This is a genomic window from Gallaecimonas pentaromativorans (assembly GCF_003751625.1).
GTDB lineage: Bacteria > Pseudomonadota > Gammaproteobacteria > Enterobacterales > Gallaecimonadaceae > Gallaecimonas > Gallaecimonas pentaromativorans.
This window is the reverse complement of record NZ_RJUL01000006.1, coordinates 109753-127061: the sequence shown is the minus strand read 5'-3', so window position 1 is coordinate 127061 and position 17309 is coordinate 109753. Positions and strand designations below refer to the sequence as shown.

The following is a 17309-nucleotide window of genomic DNA, read 5'->3' as shown; positions in this document are numbered from 1 at the left end:
AATTTAAATCAGCGGAAAACCACTCGCTGTGCTCGCGTTTTCCGCTGTTTAAAGCGTTAGGCGGAACTAATAACAAATAGCGAGGTAAGCCAACATGGAAAATCTCAGCAATACTGCCAGCAGCACTAACTATGAGGCGTGGAGAAAAGACCTAAAGCAGGAGATTGCTACTGCCGAGGATAGATTTCGCCGAAATAAAAACCTTTGGAACTGGTGGTATTACGGTGGACTCCTTGGGGGAATTGGCCTTCCAGCAATGTCGGCATTGGTTCTGAAAGTCGAATCATTTGGAACGACCGCAGGACGAAATGATTGGGCAGCTATACTTGCCGCACTTGGCGCTGTATCTGGCAGTGTCATGGCCGCTATTAATTTTCGAAAGCGCTGGATTGTAAACCGTCAGGCCAGGGCAGAGGTTCAAAAACTACGCATAGAGGTTTTAAACCCAAACGCCAACCTAGCAGAAATAAGCGAGTCACTAAAATCAATTCATGCAAAGTATTGCAATGAAGTAACAACAGACTAAATTATTTCATACCAAAATTACAGTGAGCCTCGCCTAACAACTGGTTCAAGTCGCTCGCTTCGCTCAGTAGGGACCGGCTAAAACCGGCCCCTTAACCAAACGTTAGGCCTACACGCATCATGTCTAAGCAACTCGAATCTAAAAGTAAATTTCTGAGCCTTGTTCTACGCCATAAACCAGAAGAAATTGGGCTTACGCTCGACGCAGAGGGATGGGCGAGTGTCGAAGAGCTCATTCAGCTTTCCACCACTAAAAACATATCTCTGACTAAAGAAATAATCCAAGAAATCGTCGCCACTAGTGAAAAGAAGCGTTTTTCCATTGACGCATCTGGTGAGAAAATCCGAGCTAATCAAGGGCATTCCATTGCCGTAGATCTAAAACTCACCCGGCTTGCTCCACCAGCCACACTATTCCACGGTACAGCCACGAGATTTATTCCTTCAATTCAGGCCAGTGGCCTTATCCCTGGCTCTAGACAACACGTACATCTATCGGCGGCAGTGACTACGGCCGTTGAAGTAGGTGCCCGTTACGGAAAACCGGCTGTTTTGAAAGTTCGCGCTTCCGATATGCATAAGGATGGGTACGAGTTTTATCAATCTGAGAATGGGGTCTGGCTGACAAGAGCAGTCCCACCGCCCTATCTTGAGTTTCCCGATGAGGCCTAAAGGGAAGAATAAAGGACATCCATCTTCTGAGTAACCAAAGTCCAGTTTTCGCATTGCATCGACAGTGCGGTATTAATCAGCCTTGAGGGTGTTTTCTTCGCTCTGATACCGCGTTTTGCTGTTAAAAGCGAAAATTAGAGGCGTTCGAGATTATCAGCGACTGCTGAGGGTATATGAGTGTGGTGCTGTGAGGGGATTAAGCGGCTTTTATCGGTGGGCCGACCACGTGCCGTCGGTGATGGGCTTTGGCGTAGGCACTTTGGGCTTGCTTATGGCCAATTACCGAGCCACGGGAAAGCTGGTGTTGGCCAAGGGCGATAAGGAAGCTGTCGGCATCCAGGCCTAAGCGTTCCAAGATGCCGGGTGTCTCTTGGCTGATGAAACCACGCTTGTCTTCTCGTTGTGCCCGGCCCGTCCAATCCACCAGCGCCAGGTAATCGGCCAACGCAAAGGGAATGCCTTTGGGGCTGTCTTTAAACTGGGTGACAAAAGGCAGTAGTGCAGGCTTTGTTCCGTCGTCACTATTAAGCCGTGCTGAGAGTGACACATCGGCTGAGGCTTCCGGGGTATCCACTATCTTGGCGCGAAGCGGGTTGAGGTCCACATAGGCCATACAAGCCAATAACCCGGCTTCATCCAAAATGGCTTGCGACTTAAACCGTGCTTCCCAAAACCGGCCCTTGCACTTGTCTTCTTCATTGGCCTTGCGGGCAATATGCTCGTTCAAACAGCGCATAAACCAGGACAGGTCACACAAGCGCTGACGCAACTTGTCGATATGTGAGCGCGCCACCATCCGCTCAGCCTCACAGGTTAACTTACCGGCCCGATAGCGGCTGATGAGGAGCGGCAAAGCAAACAGCAGCTCCCAACGTGCCATTACCGCGTCATCGTCTAACACCGCTGCGGCGTTGGCATCCACATGCACCACTAAGTGGTAATGATTGGACATCACCGCATAGGCGCAAAGCTCGATGGTAAAGACAGACTGCAACACCTTTAGCCGCTCCATCACCCAGGCCTTGCGGTGACTGAAATCCTGGCCGGTAAGAATGTCTTTGCCACAGAGAAAGGCGCGGCGAACACAACGACCAATGCAGTGGTAGTAGGGCGTGTCGTTCACCGACACCAGTTCAGCACGAGGACGGGTCATGGCCAGAGCCTTTATCAAGAGAAGGGTCTTTCAAGGCTAGTTTTCACAAGGCAATTTCGCCATGATGGGGTGGGTGTCCCGTTTTATTTTTTGATGAAATCAAAGACCGCTTACGCCATGTATCTTCTGGACCATGGCGAAACACTATTAGGAGAGAAAGTTCTTCTGATATAGCAAAGGCAATTGAGAGTACTGGTGGCCTAGGAATATCTCTAAGCAGTGAATCTGTGGTTAATACCGGAGAGACTCCGACAGTGAAGAATGTAATATGCTGGATGGGACCAGCCGCAGGAGAGCATGGAGATGATCTTATGGATGCTACATTTATTGCTCATGCGCGTAGCGACATAGAGTGGCTTATAGATCTGGTTGAGTCTATTTCAAAGAGTACCACATAACCAGTGACTTCAAAGGCATGGCCTGGAGGCCACCCCTGAATCACATCGTTAAGTGTAAGGAAGAGTATGAAGCATCTATTATGGATCGTTGCCTTGTTATCTACTTTCGCTCAAGCAGGTGACGAGAAAATCGCAATTTATCTCGATTTCGAAAAAGCTTACATGAGTAATGATGCTTCTTCATTCTCTCCGTGGCTTGGTAAGGAATATAAAATCAGTGAAACTTTGCATGTCCCAGGCATGGGGTCGGATACTCGGCCTGTTTCAAAACGCCAGTTATTGGCGTCAATGGAAGCTGTCGGAAAACCAAGTTCTATGCCACGTTCCACCCCGGAAAATACAGTCATTGAATCTCAGGACGGTGATAGCTTTTGCGCAACCTCGACGACTCTAAAGAAAACCATCGTGGGCGGAGACAACTACGAAGAAAAGGAAGTGAGGAAAGTTTGCTTTTCTAAAAAGGGCTCAAAATATTTAGCCACGTCACACAATATTGATGTCTACTATCGTGCTCTGTAAACGTCTAACAAATGACTCCGACATCAAACCACACACCTAATCTATGAATTAATCTCCTTCAATAAACCCACTCTTACCTCTGGTTTACCAACCCCATGCCCCCAAACTCTCTCCACCAAAACGGCTACATCTTATTACGCCAGGCTATTCCGCGGGCTTGGCTTGGGGAGTTACAGGCGGTGTTTGAGGCGGGGGTGATGCCGTCTGAGAAGTGGCCGGTGCCTCGGGGGAGGGATTGGCGCCATGCGCAGGTGGATTTGGCGCCAGAGGTGATGGCGCTGTGCCGGTTGCCGGTGTTACTGGCGGCGGTGGGGGAGCTGATTGGGGAGCGGTTCTTCCTGGCCCAGGTGGAGGGGCGTGAGCCGCTGGCAGGAGGCGGCTGGCAGCAGTTGCACCGAGATTTTAGTGCCAAGCGGCCTGGCGATACCGTTAATGCCATTGCCTTTTTGGATGACTATGGCCCGGATAACGGTGCCACCCGCATTGTGCCTGGCAGCCACAGAGGGCCCTGGCAAGGGGGCGGCGATGAAACCGGGGCGGTGGGCTTAAGCGGGCAGGGCGGCGATATCCTGGTGTTTGATGCCGACTTGGTGCACGGCGCGGGCCTTAACCGCAGCGGCGAGCGGCGGCGCAGCTTGCTGATGGGCTACTTTGCCGAGCCGCTTTATCAAAGCCACGCCGAGACGGCGGCGCTTAGGGGCGTGAGGATGGCCTGCCATGAGCGATTTTTGCCAGCGAGCCATCCGTATGTGGCTGAAGAATAAACAAAAAGGGCGCCCATTTGGGTGCCCTTTTTGTTTGGTCGCTATGCTAATGGCGACAAAGGCAACAGCGCCTCACCTTTTAGGCCCCGGATGTGGCCGCTCAGCTGTCTTTACAAGGGGTTGGCGGGATTTAAAAAACAACGGCGCCAGAATGTGTATAATCCGCCCCCAGCTGAAAAGTGGTCCCTGGCAAACAGTAGGATTTTTTAATGGCCCAAGAAAATTCAATGTGTGACATCGGCTTTATCGGTCTGGGCGTCATGGGTAAGAACCTGACGTTAAACCTGGCCGACAACGGCTACAAGATCGCCTGTTTCGACCTCGATCAGGCCAAGGTCGATGCCATTATCGAGCAGGACAACGAAGAAAGAGGCGAGCAGCCGCCGCGGGTCTTTGCCTGCCGTTCCTACACCGAGTTGCTAAGCCGCCTGGCCAAGCCCCGGCTGATTGTGCTGTCGGTGCCTGCTGGCGAGCCGGTTGACCACGTTTGCCGCCACCTTATCAATGCCGGTATCGGCGCTGACGATATCGTGGTGGATACCGGCAACAGCCTGTGGACCGATTCCCTGGAGCGCGAAGCCAACTACAAAGGCAAGTTTATTTTCTTCTCCACGGCTGTTTCCGGTGGTGAAGTGGGCGCCCGGTTCGGGCCGTCGTTGATGCCCTCTGGCGACCCCTATGCCTGGACCCGCATCGAGTCGGTGTGGAAGGACATCGCCGCCAAGGTTGACCCTAAAACCGGCAAGCCCATCGAATCGTTTACCCCCGGCAAGCCGGTAAAAGAAGGTGAGCCTTGCGCCACCTATATCGGCCCCATCGGCGCCGGCCACTACGTGAAGATGGTGCATAACGGCATTGAGTACGCCGACATGCAGCTGATTTGCGAAGCCTACCAAATCATGCGCACCGGCCTTGATATGAGCCCGGCCGACATCGCCGCCGTGTTCCGCCAATGGAACCAGGGGCTTCTTAACAGCTACCTGATGGAAATAAGCGCCGAAGTGCTGGCGATGATGGACAGCGAAACCGGCCAGCCGCTGGTGGACGTTATTCTTGACCGCGCTGGCCAAAAAGGCACCGGCCTTTGGACAGCGGTTGGCGCCCTGCAAGTGGGTAGCCCGGCCCAGACCATCACCCAGGCAGTGTTTGCCCGCAGTATCTCTAGCCTCAAAAGTGAGCGGGTGGCCGCCAGCGAAGTGCTGGAAGGCCCGGCTAAGGCTTCGCTTAACCAGGAAGAGAAGGCGGCCGCCATTGAGGCGCTGCACGACGCCCTGTATTGCTCCAAGATTTGCGCCTACGCCCAGGGCTTCCAACTGATGGAAATGGCCTCCAAGGAGCAGGGCTGGAAGCTCGATTTTGCCGGTATCGCCAAGATCTGGCGGGCCGGGTGCATTATCCGCGCCTCCTTCTTGCAATCTATCACCGAGGCTTACGAGCAAAACGAAGGCTTGGCCAACCTGCTGCTGGCCCCGTATTTTGCCCAGCAAATTACCCGCTACCAGGGTAACTGGCGCCGGGCCATTGCCAACGCCACCTTGATGGGCATTCCCTGCGGCGGCTTCTCGTCAGCCCTTAACTACTACGATTCTTACCGTAGTGCGGTGCTGCCGGCCAACCTGCTGCAAGGCCAGCGGGATTACTTCGGCGCCCACACCTTTGAGCGCACCGACAAGCCTCTTGGCAAGAAATTCCACGTCGAGTGGAGCCTGCCGGGCCGGCCCCAGGTGGCCATCAAGCGCTAAGTGGTTTGTAAAAAATCAGTGATAAAAAAGGCGCCCATCTGGGCGCCTTTTTTGTGGCTTACTTTTCGCTGCCCGGGTGCGGGCGCGGGTAGGCTTTGTTGATGTCCAGCTCCTTGGCGTAGGGGCTGTCCCACAGCTGCTTGTGCAGCTCGCCGATGCGCTTGGCCATCTTGGGGTCTTGCATCACCATTTCCAGGTTACGGGAGTTGTCCAGATAGCCGCCTTCCCAGTTGCTGGTGCCAACCCAGGCAATGGTGTCGTCTATATCCATGGCCTTGGTGTGAATAACCCGGGCAAAGGGAATAAAGCCTTCTTTGGCTTGCGGAATAGAGACAATTTTCACTTCAACGTTGGGCAGCACTTCCAGGCTCTTGAGGTAGCTCAGCTCCGGCTCTTTGGTGTTCCAGTCCGCCACCATCAGTTTGACCTTAACCCCACGCTGGGCAGCGGCGCGAATGGCGTCGTCAATCACCGCGTAGTAGGGGCGAACGCCGGGGGCATAAGAGAGCGGCGCGTATTCCATTACCTGCACCAGCACTTCTTTTTTGGCCTTGGCCATCAGCCGTACCAGCTCGCTTTGGGAGTCGCCGACACCGGGGGGGTTAAAGGCGTTGGGGCTGGCCACCAGGTAGTCTTGCTGGGATTCGTCGGCCAGTACCGGCTTGTTGTTGAGCTTGGGTACCGGTTTGCCGGCCGCCACCAGCGCTTGGGCTTGCCAGTCGATGTCAAAAATCATCTGCATCTGGCCGGCCACTTTGGTGTTGCTGACCAGGATGCCGGCTTCGTGGATGTGCTTTAGCGAGCGCCAGTCAAAGTTCTGGCTGCCAAGGTAGCCCTCATTGCCGTCAATCACCATGTATTTGGCGTGGATGATGCCGCCGCCCACCTTGCTGTAATCAATCAGTTTGAAGGTGAGGTTGGGGATGGCTTTGAGCTGCTCGACGGTGGCTTGCTCGGAGATGCCAAGGCCGTGTTTATCGAGCAGGAAGCGAATTTTCACGCCCCGCTCACCAGCCGCTTTGAGGTGGGCCATGACGGTGTCCAGCGGCTCGCCGGGTTTGCCGGACACATAAAACTGGGCGATATCGATGCTGTGCTGGGCTTTGTCGAACAGCTGGGTCCACACCTCGGTGGGGCCGCGCAGGTCCGGGGTGGCCAGGGAGGTTTCCACCGGCACGGTGTGAATGAGTTCATAGCCGGGAATGGCAAAGTCGGCCCGGGCGCCGAGGCTTAAAAAAGCCAATAGCAGGAGAGATTTACGCATGGAAGATTTCCAGAAAGCCAAAAACGCCTACCTTAGCACTTTGCCATGACAACGCCATGATAAAGGGCGCGTGGCCCTAGCTTTTTACCGCATCCTTGAGGCTTTCGAGCATCAGCTCGCGCATTTTGAACTTCTGAATTTTGCCGGTCACCGTCATCGGGTAGTTGTCCACGAAGTGGAAGTATTTGGGGATCTTAAAGTGGGCCAGCTGCTCGCGGGCAAACTCCACCAGCTCGTCGCGGCTCAGACTCTGGCCCTTGCGGGCCTGGACCCAGGCGCACACCGCCTCGCCGTAACGCTCGTCGGGAATGCCAAACACTTGTATTTCCTGCACTTTTGGGTGGCGGTAGAAGCACTCTTCCACCTCCCGTGGGTAGATGTTTTCGCCGCCGCGGATGATCATGTCCTTAAGGCGCCCCACCACCTGCACGTAGCCTTCGGCGTCCATGATGCCCAGATCCCCCGAGTGCAGCCAGCCGTGGCTGTCGATGGCATCGTCGGTCTTTTGCGCGTCGTCCCAGTAACCCAGCATCACCGAGTAGCTGCGGTTACAAATTTCCCCCTTTTCCCCCAGCGCCACGGTGCGGCCCATGGGGTCTACCAGTTTGACTTCCTGGTGGGCACCGGCGCGGCCAACGCTGGTGATGCGTTTTTCCAGCGGGTCGTCACGGCGGGTAATGTGGTTGATGGGGCTGGACTCGGTCTGGCCGTAGGCGATGAGAATTTCTGGCACATGGAGCGGCCCCATCACCTTTTTCATCAGCTCCATGGGGCAGGTGGCGCCGGCCATCACCCCGGTGCGAAGGCTCGATACGTCAAATTGGGCAAAATCCGGGTGCTCGAGCATGGCAATAAACATGGTGGGCACCCCGTGCAGGGCGGTGCACTTTTCTTCGCTGACCGCCGCCAGGGTACTGGCGGCATCAAAAGCCTCTGCCGGGAACACCATGGCCGCGCCGCGGGTTACGCAGAGAAGGCTGCCCAGCACCATGCCAAAGCAGTGATAAAGGGGCACCGGAATGCACAGTTTGTCTTTGGGGCCAAGATCCATGGCTTCGCCCACCAGGGCGGCATTGTTGAGAATGTTGTGGTGGGAGAGGGTGGCGCCTTTGGGGTTACCGGTGGTGCCGGAGGTGAACTGGATATTGATAGGCTCGCCTGGGGTTAGCTCCAGGGCGTCCAGCAGGGCGCGGTCACTGGCGCTAAAGTCGGCCATCAGCCAGTCAAAGGCCAGGTAGCCGTTATGGGCCTTGCCGAGGGTAATAACATGGCGAAGGTGAGGCAGGGCCTTAGCCTTCAACGGCTTGCCTGAGGTGGTGCGAGCAAGCTCCGGGGCTAGGTCGTCCAGCATCGCCAGGTAGTTGAGGTGGCGAAACCCCTCGGCGCACACCAGTGCCTTGCACTGCACCTTGTTGAGGGCATAGGCCAGCTCCGGTTTTTGGTAGTTGGGATTGATGCAGACCATGATGGCGCCAAGGCGGGCCGTGGCAAACTGCACCAGCAGCCACTGGTAGCAGTTGGGGGCCCAAATGCCCACCCGGTCGCCTTTCTCGATACCAAGGCGATAAAGGCCGGTGGCCAAGCGGTCTACCTGCTGCTGAAACTGGCGGTAGGTCCAGCGGATATTTTGATGCCGCACCACCACCGCCAACCGGTTGGGGTGCGCCTTGGCCCTGTCCTTGAGGCAATCACCTATGGTTTGAAATGACAGAGGTGGCTGGGATTCGCCTTTAAACATACTTTCCATGGCGGCCATCAAGGATAAACTCCAATTTACGCGATGGTGAAGATGTAGCATGTCGGCGCCGCCACTACCTTTATCCTTTTGTCTAATGTGGGTTTATGGCCAGTAAAAACAAAGGGTTGGAAAGATTGGACCCGATAGCTGCCGAGCTGCTTGCGGCCCTTGACGGCGGCTCGGTACACCAGTGTCGCAAGGTAGCCAAAAAGGCCGATGCCTGGGCCAAGGCCTGCCGTTGTAAGCCCCTTGCCAAGGCCGCCAAAGGCCTTAAAAAGCAGCTGGGCGCGGCCCGTAACCGCCAGGTGCTGCACTATTGGCACCAGCAATTGGCCCTGGCGCCCTTAGCCGAGCCCAAGATGCCGGTGCCGGACCCAAGCGCCCTGGCCGCTGCCATTAAAAAGGCGCCGCCGCTAGAGGCCGACGCCTTGCTCAGCGCTTACAGCCGGGCCTTTTGTAAGGGCCGGGCCCAATACCGGGCTTGCCGTGGCAAGCACCCCAAGAGCGAGCCCCTGCACCGGCTACGAAGCACCATCAAGCAATTGGAGGCCTACAGTGAGTGGCTGGGGGCCGCCCAGACCGCCAAAGTCCTCAATGGCCTTGGCCAGCAGCTAGGGGACGACCACGACCTTAGCCTTATCGACCACAAAATCGCCCGCCAGCGCCGCCGGGCCGCCCATCCGGCACTGTTGGCGGCACTGGGAGCGTTTTTTACGGCATATGGGGAAAATCGGGGCGGGCGGTAAGCAGCTTGTTGTCGTCGGCAAACAGCGGCGCCGACAGCGCGTAGTGCCACAGCAGCCGGGTCAGGCTGGTTAACGCGTCAAGGTGGATACGCTCGTAATAGTGCGAGGCGTCGATGCCAAAGCATACCAAGGCGGTGCGAAGGTCATTGCCGGCTTCGATGGCAGAGGCCGAGTCGGAGCGATAAAAGCGGAAGATATCGCGCTGATGGCCAATCCCATGCTCGTGGCAAAGGTGGATGAGGTGGTGGGTTAAGTGGTAGTCAAAGGGGCCGGTTTGGTCGGCCATGGCAATGGTAACGCCGTATTCGCTGGAGTTCTGCCCAGGCGCCGTGGTGCCGTTGTCGATACTGACCATCTCGGCCACGTCTTGGTGCAATACCGATGACGCCCCCGAGCCCACTTCCTCGGTGATGGTAAACAGCAGATGCAAATCCACCGGCAGTGTCTCGGCGCTTTCTTTGAGGGCCTTGGCGGTGGTCAGCAATACCGCTACCCCGGCTTTGTCGTCCAAGTGGCGGGAGTTGATAAAGCCCGAGTCGAGGTCAATCTCGGTCATGGTATCGATGGCGATAAAATCGCCGATATGAATACCAGCATTGACCAGGGCCTGGCGGTCACCGCCTGGCACATCCACCCGCATTTCAATGTTTTGCCAGTTGGCCTCTTGGGCATCGTTAGCGGCGGCGAAGGTATGGCCGGAGGCCTTTAAGGGCAGTAGCGAGCCCCGGTAGCGGCGCTTGCCGGAAAAGAGTGTTGCCCGGCAACCCTCGGCAAAGCGGGCATTCCAGTGGCCGACCGGCACCACTTCCAGGCGACCGTTTGCTTTAAGGCTTTTCACCTGGGCACCGAGGGTGTCGACGTGGGCCACCAGCGCCCTGTCGGGGGAGCGCTGGCGCCCTTCCAAGGTGGCGCGAATGGCGCCGCGGCGAGTGAGTTCAAAGGGGATGTCCAGCCGGGCCAACTCGTCACAGACAAAATGCACCACCTGATCGGTAAAGCCGGACGGGCTGGCAATGGCCAACAGTTTTTGCAGGGTATCGAGCAGATAATCGGTATTTGGGGACACGGGACCTCCTGAGCCTTTTATCAGCCCCCATTATAGAAATCGAGGCTGGGTCTGCGAGCCGGTAGCCCACGCCGTTCAGACAGGCCTTATGACCACTGATCGTGTTGACCTTGTGTTAACAATAAAGGCTTGGAAAGATGCATAAAAAACCAAGGAGAACACCATGAAGACCTTGCTGTGCAGCCTGCTGCTGGGGGCCGCTTTCGGCGCCCAAGCCGCCGACAAACCGCCCATCGCCATCGCCATCCACGGCGGCGCCGGCACCATCACCCGTGCCAACCTGAGCCCGGACCAGGAGAAGGCCTACCACGCCAAGCTCACCCAGGCCCTTAACGCCGGTTACGCGGTGCTGGATAAAGGCGGCAGCAGCTTGGATGCCGTGCAGGCGGCGATCATGGTGATGGAAGACTCGCCGCTTTTTAACGCCGGTAAAGGGGCGGTTTACAACTGGGACGGCGAGCACGAGCTGGACGCCTCCATCATGGACGGCAAAACCCTAAACGCCGGCGCCGTAGCCGGGGTGAAAACCGTCAAACACCCCATTCTTGCCGCCTACAAGGTGATGATGGACAGCCCCCATGTGCTGCTCTCTGGCGCCGGGGCCGACGCCTTTGCCAAGAGCGAGGGGCTCGATACCGTCAACAACCACTACTTTGATACCGAGGCCCGCAAACGGGCGCTGGATAAAGCCAAAAAAGCCATATCCCAAACCGGCTACCAGGCCCGCAATTACCTGGCTGGCGACTACAAATACGGCACCGTTGGCGCCGTGGCCCTGGACGCCAATGGCAACCTGGCCGCTGCCACCTCCACCGGCGGCATGACCGCCAAGCGCTATGGCCGCATCGGCGACTCGCCCATTATTGGCGCCGGTACCTATGCCGAGAACGGCGTGTGCGCGGTGTCGTCTACCGGCCATGGCGAGTACTTTATTCGCCTTAACATTGCCGCCGATATCTGCGCCCGGGTGCGCTACCAGGGCAAAGACGTCACCACCGCAGCCAACGAGGTGATCCACGGCAGACTTCAAACCCTTGGCGGCACCGGCGGGGTGATCGTGATGGGCGCCGATGGTAGCATCACCCAGCCCTTCAACACCGAGGGCATGTACCGGGGCTATAAAACCCGGACCGAAGAGAAAACCCTTATCTACGGAAACCCCTAAGTGCAGCTTGTGCTCCCGCTCTTTCAGCAGATGAGTGTGTATCTGCTGATCGTCTACGTCTTTTCCAAGACGCCGCTGTTTCGGCCTTTGGCCAGCTTGTCCAGCTGGCCCATCCACAAGCTGATGGTGTATGCCATTTTTTCTGGCTTTTGCATCATGGGCACCTACTTTGGCCAGCAGAACCTGGGGGCCATAGCCAACACCCGCGCCATTGGCGCCATTTTGGGCGGCTTGCTGGGGGGGCCATTTGTGGGCACGGCGGTGGGCTTTACCGGCGGCATGCACCGCTTTTCCATGGGCGGCTTTACCGATCTGGCCTGCGCCATCTCCACCACCTGGGAAGGGTTTTTAGGGGGGCTGGTGCACGCCTTTTGGCAGCGCTGCGGCCAGACCGAACGCATCTTCAACCCCTGGCAGGTGTTCTTTTTGGGGCTCTTTGCCGAGGGCTGCCAAATGGCCATTATCCTTATCGTGGCCCACCCCTCGGACCAGGCCAAAGAACTGGTAGAGCAAATTGCCCTGCCCATGATGCTGGCCAACTCCATCGGCGCCGCGCTTTTTATGAGCTTTATCCGCGACGCCAAGTTTCGCGCCGAGGAGCTGGCGGCCACGGTATCAGACCGGGCACTGCGTATCGCCAGGCGCTGCGTGGGGGTGCTGGAGCAGGGCTTTAATGCCCGCTCGGCAGCCACCATCGCCGAGATTGTCAAAGACGAGACCGGGGTGGCGGCGGTGGCTATTACCGACCGCGAGCAAATCCTTGCCTTTACCGGCATGGGGGCTGACCACCACAAGGTGGGCCGGCCCATCTCGTCACGCATTACCCTCGATGCCATCCGTTTTAACCGGGTGGTGTTTGCCGATGGCCTCTCCACCCCTTACCAGTGCTCCATTACCACCGATTGCGAGCTGGGCTCATCCTTGGTGGTGCCGCTTAAGGGCGAGAAAGAAGTGGTGGGTACCATCAAGCTCTACGAGCCCAAGCGCAAACTGTTTCGAAACCTCAATCGCAGCCTCGGGGTGGGCATTGCCGGGGTGCTTTCCAACCAGCTCTTGCACGACCAGCTGCAGGCCAACCGGGCGCTGCTGGCCGAAGCCGAGCTAAAAGCGCTGGAAGCCAAGGTTAACCCGCACTTTTTGTTTAACAGCCTCAATACCGTGGCGGCAGTGCTGCGCCGCGACGCCAAAAAAGCGCGGGAGCTTATTGTGCACCTGGCGGGCTTTTTGCGCGGTAACCTAGGCCGCCACAGCGTCACCGTGACCCTGGCCGAAGAATTTGCCCATATCGACCATTACCTGGCCATCGAGAAGGTGCGCTTTGGCGAGCGGCTCACCTATATCGAAACCCTCGGCCCCGGCCTTGAAGGGGAGAAGGTGCCGGCCCTTGCCATTCAAACCCTGGTGGAGAACGCCATCAAGCACGGCATCAGCCAGGCGGAGGAGGGCGGCCAGGTGAGCCTGGAGGCGCGCCTTGACGGCAACGAGGTGCATATCGTCATCGACGACAGCGCCGCTAGGCTGCCGGTCAAGAGCGACGGCCTGGGGCTCAAGCTGGTGCGCGAGCGCTTTGCCGCTCTGGGGGTATCTTGTACACTTCAGCTCCACCATGAGCCGGGCCTGTACACCCGCGCAGAATTACGTTGGCCAAGAGGAGTGTTGTCATGATCCGGGCGTTGTTAGTCGATGATGAGCCTTTGGCACGGGATGAGCTGGCAGCCCTTTTGGAAGAAGCCGGTGGGGTGAAGGTGGTGGGCGAAGCCGGTAACGGCAAAGATGGCCTGCTCAAAGCCCGCGAGCTGGCCCCGGATGTGATTTTCCTGGACGTCGACATGCCGGGGCTATCTGGCGTGGAAGTGAGCAGCCTGCTGCCCGAGCCTCGCCCGGCCCTGGTGTTTGTGACCGCCCATCAGCAATACGCCCTGGACGCCTTTAACGAGGCGGCGGTGGATTACCTGCTAAAGCCGGTTGACCCGGCACGCCTTGCCAAGACCTTAAAGCGCCTGGAGGGGCTGACCTCCGGCGAAGACGAAACCACTCCCCTTGAGCGCCTGGCCTGCTACCAGGGCAACACGGTGCGGCTGGTGGCCCCTAAGGACATCGATTGCGCCTATGTGGATCTCACCGGTACCCAGGTGGTTTCTCAAGGCGAACAACTGCACTGCCAGCTGCCTCTTAAAACCTTAGAAGCGCGGCTGCCGCTGCTGCGGGTACACCGCCAGTATCTGGTCAATCCCGATGCCATCAAGGGCATTGCCATCAAGGAAAGTGGCGCCGAGATAGAAACCCACTTTGGCACCAAGGTGCCGGTGTCGCGCCGTTATCTCAAGCTCCTCAAAGAGAAATACCTGCTGCCCATCTAGCCGCTCAGCTGCCCTTTACGACCACTGAGCGGCAAAAAAAGTGACGCGTGCGTCAACGGTATATAGGTTCTTTCGCAAACTATAAAGCGGGAGAACCTTAATGCTGTGGTTCCTACTCGGCGTCTGTACCCTCATCGCCGGTTACTTCATCTACGGAAAAATCATCGAACGCATCTTCGGCATCAAGCCGGCGCGTCCAACCCCTGCCATTGCCCAGAACGACGGTGTCGATTTTGTGCCCATGTCCACCAAAAAGGTGTACCTGGTGCAGCTTCTGAACATCGCCGGTCTTGGCCCCATTTTCGGCCCCATCCTCGGCGCCCTGTACGGCCCGGTAGCCCTGCTGTGGATAGTGTTCGGCTCCATCTTTGCCGGCGCCGTGCACGACTACTTCTCGGGCATGCTGTCGGTACGAGCCGGTGGCGCCTCGGTGCCCACCGTGGTGGGCCGCGAGCTTGGCAAAGGCGCCAAGCACTTTATGAACGGCTTTGCGGTATTGCTGCTATTGCTGGTGGGGGTGGTGTTCACCCTGGGGCCGGCCAAGCTGCTGGGTAATCTCTCCGGCACCTCGGTACCGGTGTGGGTGGCCATTATCTTCGGCTACTACATGCTGGCCACCATAGTGCCTATTGATAAGATCATCGGCCGCTTCTACCCGCTGTTCGGGGCGCTGCTGGTATTTATGTCGGTGGGCCTGCTGGTGGGCCTGGGCTTTAGCGACAAGCCGTTCTACTCCTCCGGCATTACCCTTGAGAACCTGCATCCCAAAGACCTGCCGCTGTGGCCGCTGCTGTTTATCACTATCGCCTGTGGGGCGCTGTCGGGCTTTCATGCCACCCAGTCGCCGCTGATGGCCCGCTGCGTGGAAAACGAAAGCAATGGCCGCTTCGTGTTCTACGGCGCCATGATTGGTGAAGGCATCATCGCCATGATCTGGGCGACCCTGGGCATGTCCTTCTACGACAGCCCCGGCGCCCTGCAAGCCACCCTGGCCTCTGGCGGCCCCTCTGCCGTGGTCAACGAAGTGTCTACCTCGCTGCTCGGTAGCGTAGGCGGCATTCTGGCCATCCTCGGGGTGGTGGTGCTGCCCATTACCTCTGGCGATACCTCGTTCCGCGCGGCGCGCCTGATCCTGGCCGACTTTTTGAATTTTGACCAAAAGCCCATCGTCAAGCGCCTGCTCATTGCCCTGCCCATGTTCGTGGTGGGCTTTATGATCAGCAAAATGGACTTTAACGTGATTTGGCGTTACTTCGGCTGGGCCAACCAGATGACCGCCGTGATGATGCTGTGGACCGCTGCCGCCTGGCTCAAACGCCACGACAAGTTCCACTGGGTCTGTACCATCCCGGCGGTGTTTATGACCGGCGTGGTGAACGCCTACCTGCTGAGCGCCGAGATTGGCTTTAACCTGCCGCTCTCTATCGCCGGGCCCATCGGTATTGTCTCTTCGGTGCTGGTACTGGCCTGGCTGCTGCTGCGCGGCAAGCACCAGGTACCGGAAGAAGAGGCCGAGCGCCTGTTGGATAACGCCTGACGTTGAGTGCAAAGAAAGCCGGGGTTCGCCCCGGCTTTTTTATGGCCATTGCTTGGGCCAGTCTCGATGGTTGAGTACCTGGCCGTCCCGGCGCACCGCCTCCAGGGCGTCGAGATCTATCTGCTGGTTAAGCCAGAGACTTTGCGGCGGCGCAAGCTGCTCGGACTCTGCCAGCACGCCGTTATCTGGCAGGCCGTAGTCGGGGGCGGTAAAGAACCCGGCTTTGCCCTGGTTTTTAAAGATGGCCGGGGCAAAGGGCGCTTCGCCCACCAGCGGGCTTTGCACCACCAGGGTTTGGTTTTCCAAAGCCCTTGCCTGGCAACCGATGCGCACCCGGTGAAAGCCTGCCAGGGTGTCGGTGCAAGAGGGCACCAGCACAAAACGGGCGCCGGCTTCCACGTGCCGGCGGCAAAGCTGCGGGAATTCGATGTCGTAGCAAATCTGCACCGAAAAGGGGATGGCGCGAAAATCCAGCAAGGGGCTCGGCTCGCCGGGGCTGATGCTCCAGCGCTCGGTTTCAAAGCGGGTCAGCAGTTGTTTGTCGCTAAAGCCGCGAATGTGGCCGTTATCGGCATACCAGGCGCGGTTAACAACGCGGCCGTCGTCCAGGCGCCAAGGGATGCTGGGCAGCACTATGGCCTTGTGAAAGCCGGCCGAAAGAGCCCTGAAGGTCTCCACAAACACCTCGCGCCCGCCTTGCAGGGCGTCTAAGGAGCGGCCCAGGTGTTTGGCGGTGCGGCTTGGCAGCCAGCCCAGCAGCTCCAGGCTGGCGTACTCGGGGTAGAGCAGCAAGTCGCCGTGACAGGCCGCCACCAGCCGGGCCTGTTTTTCGGCCCAGGCGGCAAAGGAGGGCAGCGCTTCAACCCGGTATTGGCAGCTGGCAATATTCACCATGGCTGAATCTCAAAGCATTTGATTTTCATCGATTTGCAACCAGAGGTTAGACTTGTCTTTTCAGGTTATGGGGATGCAAGGCGAATGGCAAAAGGCAGGCGCGGTTTTTTCGGCTGGGTTTGGTTTGCGTTATGGCGAGCCCTGGTGCTGCTGATGCTGGTATTGCTGGTGCTGCGTTTTGTGCCGCCGCCCACCACCGCCTTTATGCTGCAAAGCCCTTACCCGGTGCACCAGCAATGGCTGGCCATCGATAAACTGCCAAAGACGGTGCCGCTTGCCATCGTTGCCTCGGAAGACCAACGTTTCCCTGACCACTTTGGCCTCGATTTTACCGCCATCAGCAAGGCCCTGGACCAGTTTGACGACGGCGGCGGCCTGCGCGGCGCCAGCACCCTGACCCAGCAAACCGCCAAGAACCTCTTGTTATGGCCGGGACGCAGCTTTGTGCGAAAAGGCCTGGAGGCAGGGCTTGCTTTGAGCCTCGAAGCGCTGTGGGGGAAAAAACGCATCCTTGAGGTGTATTTGAACGTGGCCGAGTTCGGCAAGGGCATTTACGGGGTGGAGGCGGCAAGCCGCCACTACTACGGTAAGTCGGCTCGTTATCTCACCGCCAATGAGGCGGCGCGGCTGGCGGTGCTGCTACCGAGCCCTCGCAGCCGCGACCCCAATCGCCTGACCCCCTATCTTAGCCAGCGCGTGAGCTGGGTGGAGCGGCAGATGCGCCAGCTTGGCAGCCACTACCTCGATGGGGTGCTGGAATAAAAAA

16 protein-coding genes are annotated in these 17309 nt (G+C 57.9%); 11 read left to right on the top strand and 5 right to left on the bottom strand.

Annotation, left to right across the window (positions count from 1 at the left end):
* Positions 1–94 precede the first annotated feature (94 nt).
* Together EDC28_RS12030 and EDC28_RS12025 are read left to right on the top strand one after the other, a co-directional pair.
* Positions 95–526 (top strand): SLATT domain-containing protein, encoded by a 432-nt coding sequence (locus EDC28_RS12030; protein WP_123421769.1) that lies wholly within the window; start codon positions 95–97, stop codon positions 524–526.
* 119 nt (positions 527–645) lie between these two features.
* On the top strand, positions 646–1197 hold the full coding sequence (locus tag EDC28_RS12025; protein ID WP_123421768.1) for an RNA 2'-phosphotransferase: 552 nt from the start codon (positions 646–648) through the stop codon (positions 1195–1197).
* A 196-nt stretch (positions 1198–1393) separates the two neighbouring features.
* Here the strand turns inward: EDC28_RS12025 and EDC28_RS12020 are convergent, their stop codons facing one another.
* Positions 1394–2350 (bottom strand): transposase, encoded by a 957-nt coding sequence (locus tag EDC28_RS12020; protein ID WP_123421767.1) that lies wholly within the window; start codon positions 2348–2350, stop codon positions 1394–1396.
* A gap of 464 nt (positions 2351–2814) precedes the next feature.
* Here EDC28_RS12020 and EDC28_RS12015 point away from each other — a divergent pair, with 464 nt between their 5' ends.
* From EDC28_RS12015 to gndA, 3 genes are all read left to right on the top strand, one after another.
* Positions 2815–3267, top strand: a complete 453-nt coding sequence (locus EDC28_RS12015; protein WP_123421766.1) for a hypothetical protein — start codon at positions 2815–2817, stop codon at positions 3265–3267.
* A 95-nt stretch (positions 3268–3362) separates the two neighbouring features.
* Positions 3363–4031 (top strand): phytanoyl-CoA dioxygenase family protein, encoded by a 669-nt coding sequence (locus tag EDC28_RS12010; protein ID WP_123421765.1) that lies wholly within the window; start codon positions 3363–3365, stop codon positions 4029–4031.
* Between the two features lie 227 nt (positions 4032–4258).
* Positions 4259–5773, top strand: a complete 1515-nt coding sequence (gndA, locus tag EDC28_RS12005) for an NADP-dependent phosphogluconate dehydrogenase (protein WP_244946589.1) — start codon at positions 4259–4261, stop codon at positions 5771–5773.
* A 58-nt stretch (positions 5774–5831) separates the two neighbouring features.
* On the opposite strand, the gene EDC28_RS12000 is transcribed toward gndA, so the two are convergent.
* Positions 5832–7037 carry a phospholipase D-like domain-containing protein gene (locus EDC28_RS12000; RefSeq protein WP_123421763.1) on the bottom strand — a complete coding sequence of 402 codons (1206 nt, stop codon included), beginning with the start codon at positions 7035–7037 and terminating at the stop codon, positions 5832–5834.
* Positions 7038–7113: 76 nt separating this feature from the next.
* Positions 7114–8784, bottom strand: coding sequence for an AMP-binding protein (locus EDC28_RS11995; protein WP_244946588.1), 1671 nt, complete (start codon positions 8782–8784; stop codon positions 7114–7116).
* 95 nt (positions 8785–8879) lie between these two features.
* Between EDC28_RS11995 and EDC28_RS11990 the strand changes: the two genes are divergently transcribed.
* Positions 8880–9521 carry a CHAD domain-containing protein gene (locus EDC28_RS11990; protein WP_123421761.1) on the top strand — a complete coding sequence of 214 codons (642 nt, stop codon included), beginning with the start codon at positions 8880–8882 and terminating at the stop codon, positions 9519–9521.
* Here EDC28_RS11990 and EDC28_RS11985 read toward each other — a convergent pair.
* Positions 9487–10587, bottom strand: coding sequence for an osmoprotectant NAGGN system M42 family peptidase (locus EDC28_RS11985; RefSeq protein WP_123421760.1), 1101 nt, complete (start codon positions 10585–10587; stop codon positions 9487–9489). The genes EDC28_RS11990 and EDC28_RS11985 overlap by 35 nt on opposite strands.
* A gap of 163 nt (positions 10588–10750) precedes the next feature.
* On the opposite strand from EDC28_RS11985, the gene EDC28_RS11980 reads away from it, so the two are divergent.
* The 4 genes from EDC28_RS11980 (at position 10751) to EDC28_RS11965 (ending at position 15649) form a co-directional block, all read left to right on the top strand.
* Positions 10751–11752 (top strand): isoaspartyl peptidase/L-asparaginase family protein, encoded by a 1002-nt coding sequence (locus EDC28_RS11980; protein ID WP_123421759.1) that lies wholly within the window; start codon positions 10751–10753, stop codon positions 11750–11752.
* On the top strand, positions 11753–13417 hold the full coding sequence (locus tag EDC28_RS11975) for a sensor histidine kinase (protein ID WP_050659939.1): 1665 nt from the start codon (positions 11753–11755) through the stop codon (positions 13415–13417).
* Positions 13414–14112, top strand: a complete 699-nt coding sequence (gene btsR, locus EDC28_RS11970; RefSeq protein WP_123421758.1) for a two-component system response regulator BtsR — start codon at positions 13414–13416, stop codon at positions 14110–14112. Before EDC28_RS11975 ends, btsR begins: the two co-directional genes overlap by 4 nt.
* 100 nt (positions 14113–14212) lie before the next feature.
* On the top strand, positions 14213–15649 hold the full coding sequence (locus tag EDC28_RS11965) for a carbon starvation CstA family protein (RefSeq protein WP_123421757.1): 1437 nt from the start codon (positions 14213–14215) through the stop codon (positions 15647–15649).
* A gap of 39 nt (positions 15650–15688) precedes the next feature.
* On the opposite strand, the gene EDC28_RS11960 is transcribed toward EDC28_RS11965, so the two are convergent.
* Positions 15689–16543 carry a nitrilase-related carbon-nitrogen hydrolase gene (locus EDC28_RS11960; RefSeq protein WP_123421756.1) on the bottom strand — a complete coding sequence of 285 codons (855 nt, stop codon included), beginning with the start codon at positions 16541–16543 and terminating at the stop codon, positions 15689–15691.
* Between the two features lie 84 nt (positions 16544–16627).
* Between EDC28_RS11960 and mtgA the strand changes: the two genes are divergently transcribed.
* Positions 16628–17305 carry a monofunctional biosynthetic peptidoglycan transglycosylase gene (mtgA, locus tag EDC28_RS11955; RefSeq protein ID WP_123421755.1) on the top strand — a complete coding sequence of 226 codons (678 nt, stop codon included), beginning with the start codon at positions 16628–16630 and terminating at the stop codon, positions 17303–17305.
* The last annotated feature ends 4 nt before the right edge of the window (positions 17306–17309 follow it).

Bases quoted from the DNA above. Each gene is read 5' to 3' on its own strand.
- EDC28_RS12030 (WP_123421769.1), top strand. From the start codon at position 95: ATGGAAAATCTCAGCAATACTGCCAGCAGCACTAACTATGAGGCGTGG.
- EDC28_RS12025 (WP_123421768.1), top strand. From the start codon at position 646: ATGTCTAAGCAACTCGAATCTAAAAGTAAATTTCTGAGCCTTGTTCTA.
- EDC28_RS12020 (WP_123421767.1), bottom strand. From the start codon at position 2,350: ATGACCCGTCCTCGTGCTGAACTGGTGTCGGTGAACGACACGCCCTAC.
- EDC28_RS12015 (WP_123421766.1), top strand. From the start codon at position 2,815: ATGAAGCATCTATTATGGATCGTTGCCTTGTTATCTACTTTCGCTCAA.
- EDC28_RS12010 (WP_123421765.1), top strand. From the start codon at position 3,363: ATGCCCCCAAACTCTCTCCACCAAAACGGCTACATCTTATTACGCCAG.
- gndA (WP_244946589.1), top strand. From the start codon at position 4,259: ATGTGTGACATCGGCTTTATCGGTCTGGGCGTCATGGGTAAGAACCTG.
- EDC28_RS12000 (WP_123421763.1), bottom strand. From the start codon at position 7,037: ATGCGTAAATCTCTCCTGCTATTGGCTTTTTTAAGCCTCGGCGCCCGG.
- EDC28_RS11995 (WP_244946588.1), bottom strand. From the start codon at position 8,784: ATGGAAAGTATGTTTAAAGGCGAATCCCAGCCACCTCTGTCATTTCAA.
- EDC28_RS11990 (WP_123421761.1), top strand. From the start codon at position 8,880: ATGGCCAGTAAAAACAAAGGGTTGGAAAGATTGGACCCGATAGCTGCC.
- EDC28_RS11980 (WP_123421759.1), top strand. From the start codon at position 10,751: ATGAAGACCTTGCTGTGCAGCCTGCTGCTGGGGGCCGCTTTCGGCGCC.
- btsR (WP_123421758.1), top strand. From the start codon at position 13,414: ATGATCCGGGCGTTGTTAGTCGATGATGAGCCTTTGGCACGGGATGAG.
- EDC28_RS11965 (WP_123421757.1), top strand. From the start codon at position 14,213: ATGCTGTGGTTCCTACTCGGCGTCTGTACCCTCATCGCCGGTTACTTC.
- EDC28_RS11960 (WP_123421756.1), bottom strand. From the start codon at position 16,543: ATGGTGAATATTGCCAGCTGCCAATACCGGGTTGAAGCGCTGCCCTCC.
- mtgA (WP_123421755.1), top strand. From the start codon at position 16,628: ATGGCAAAAGGCAGGCGCGGTTTTTTCGGCTGGGTTTGGTTTGCGTTA.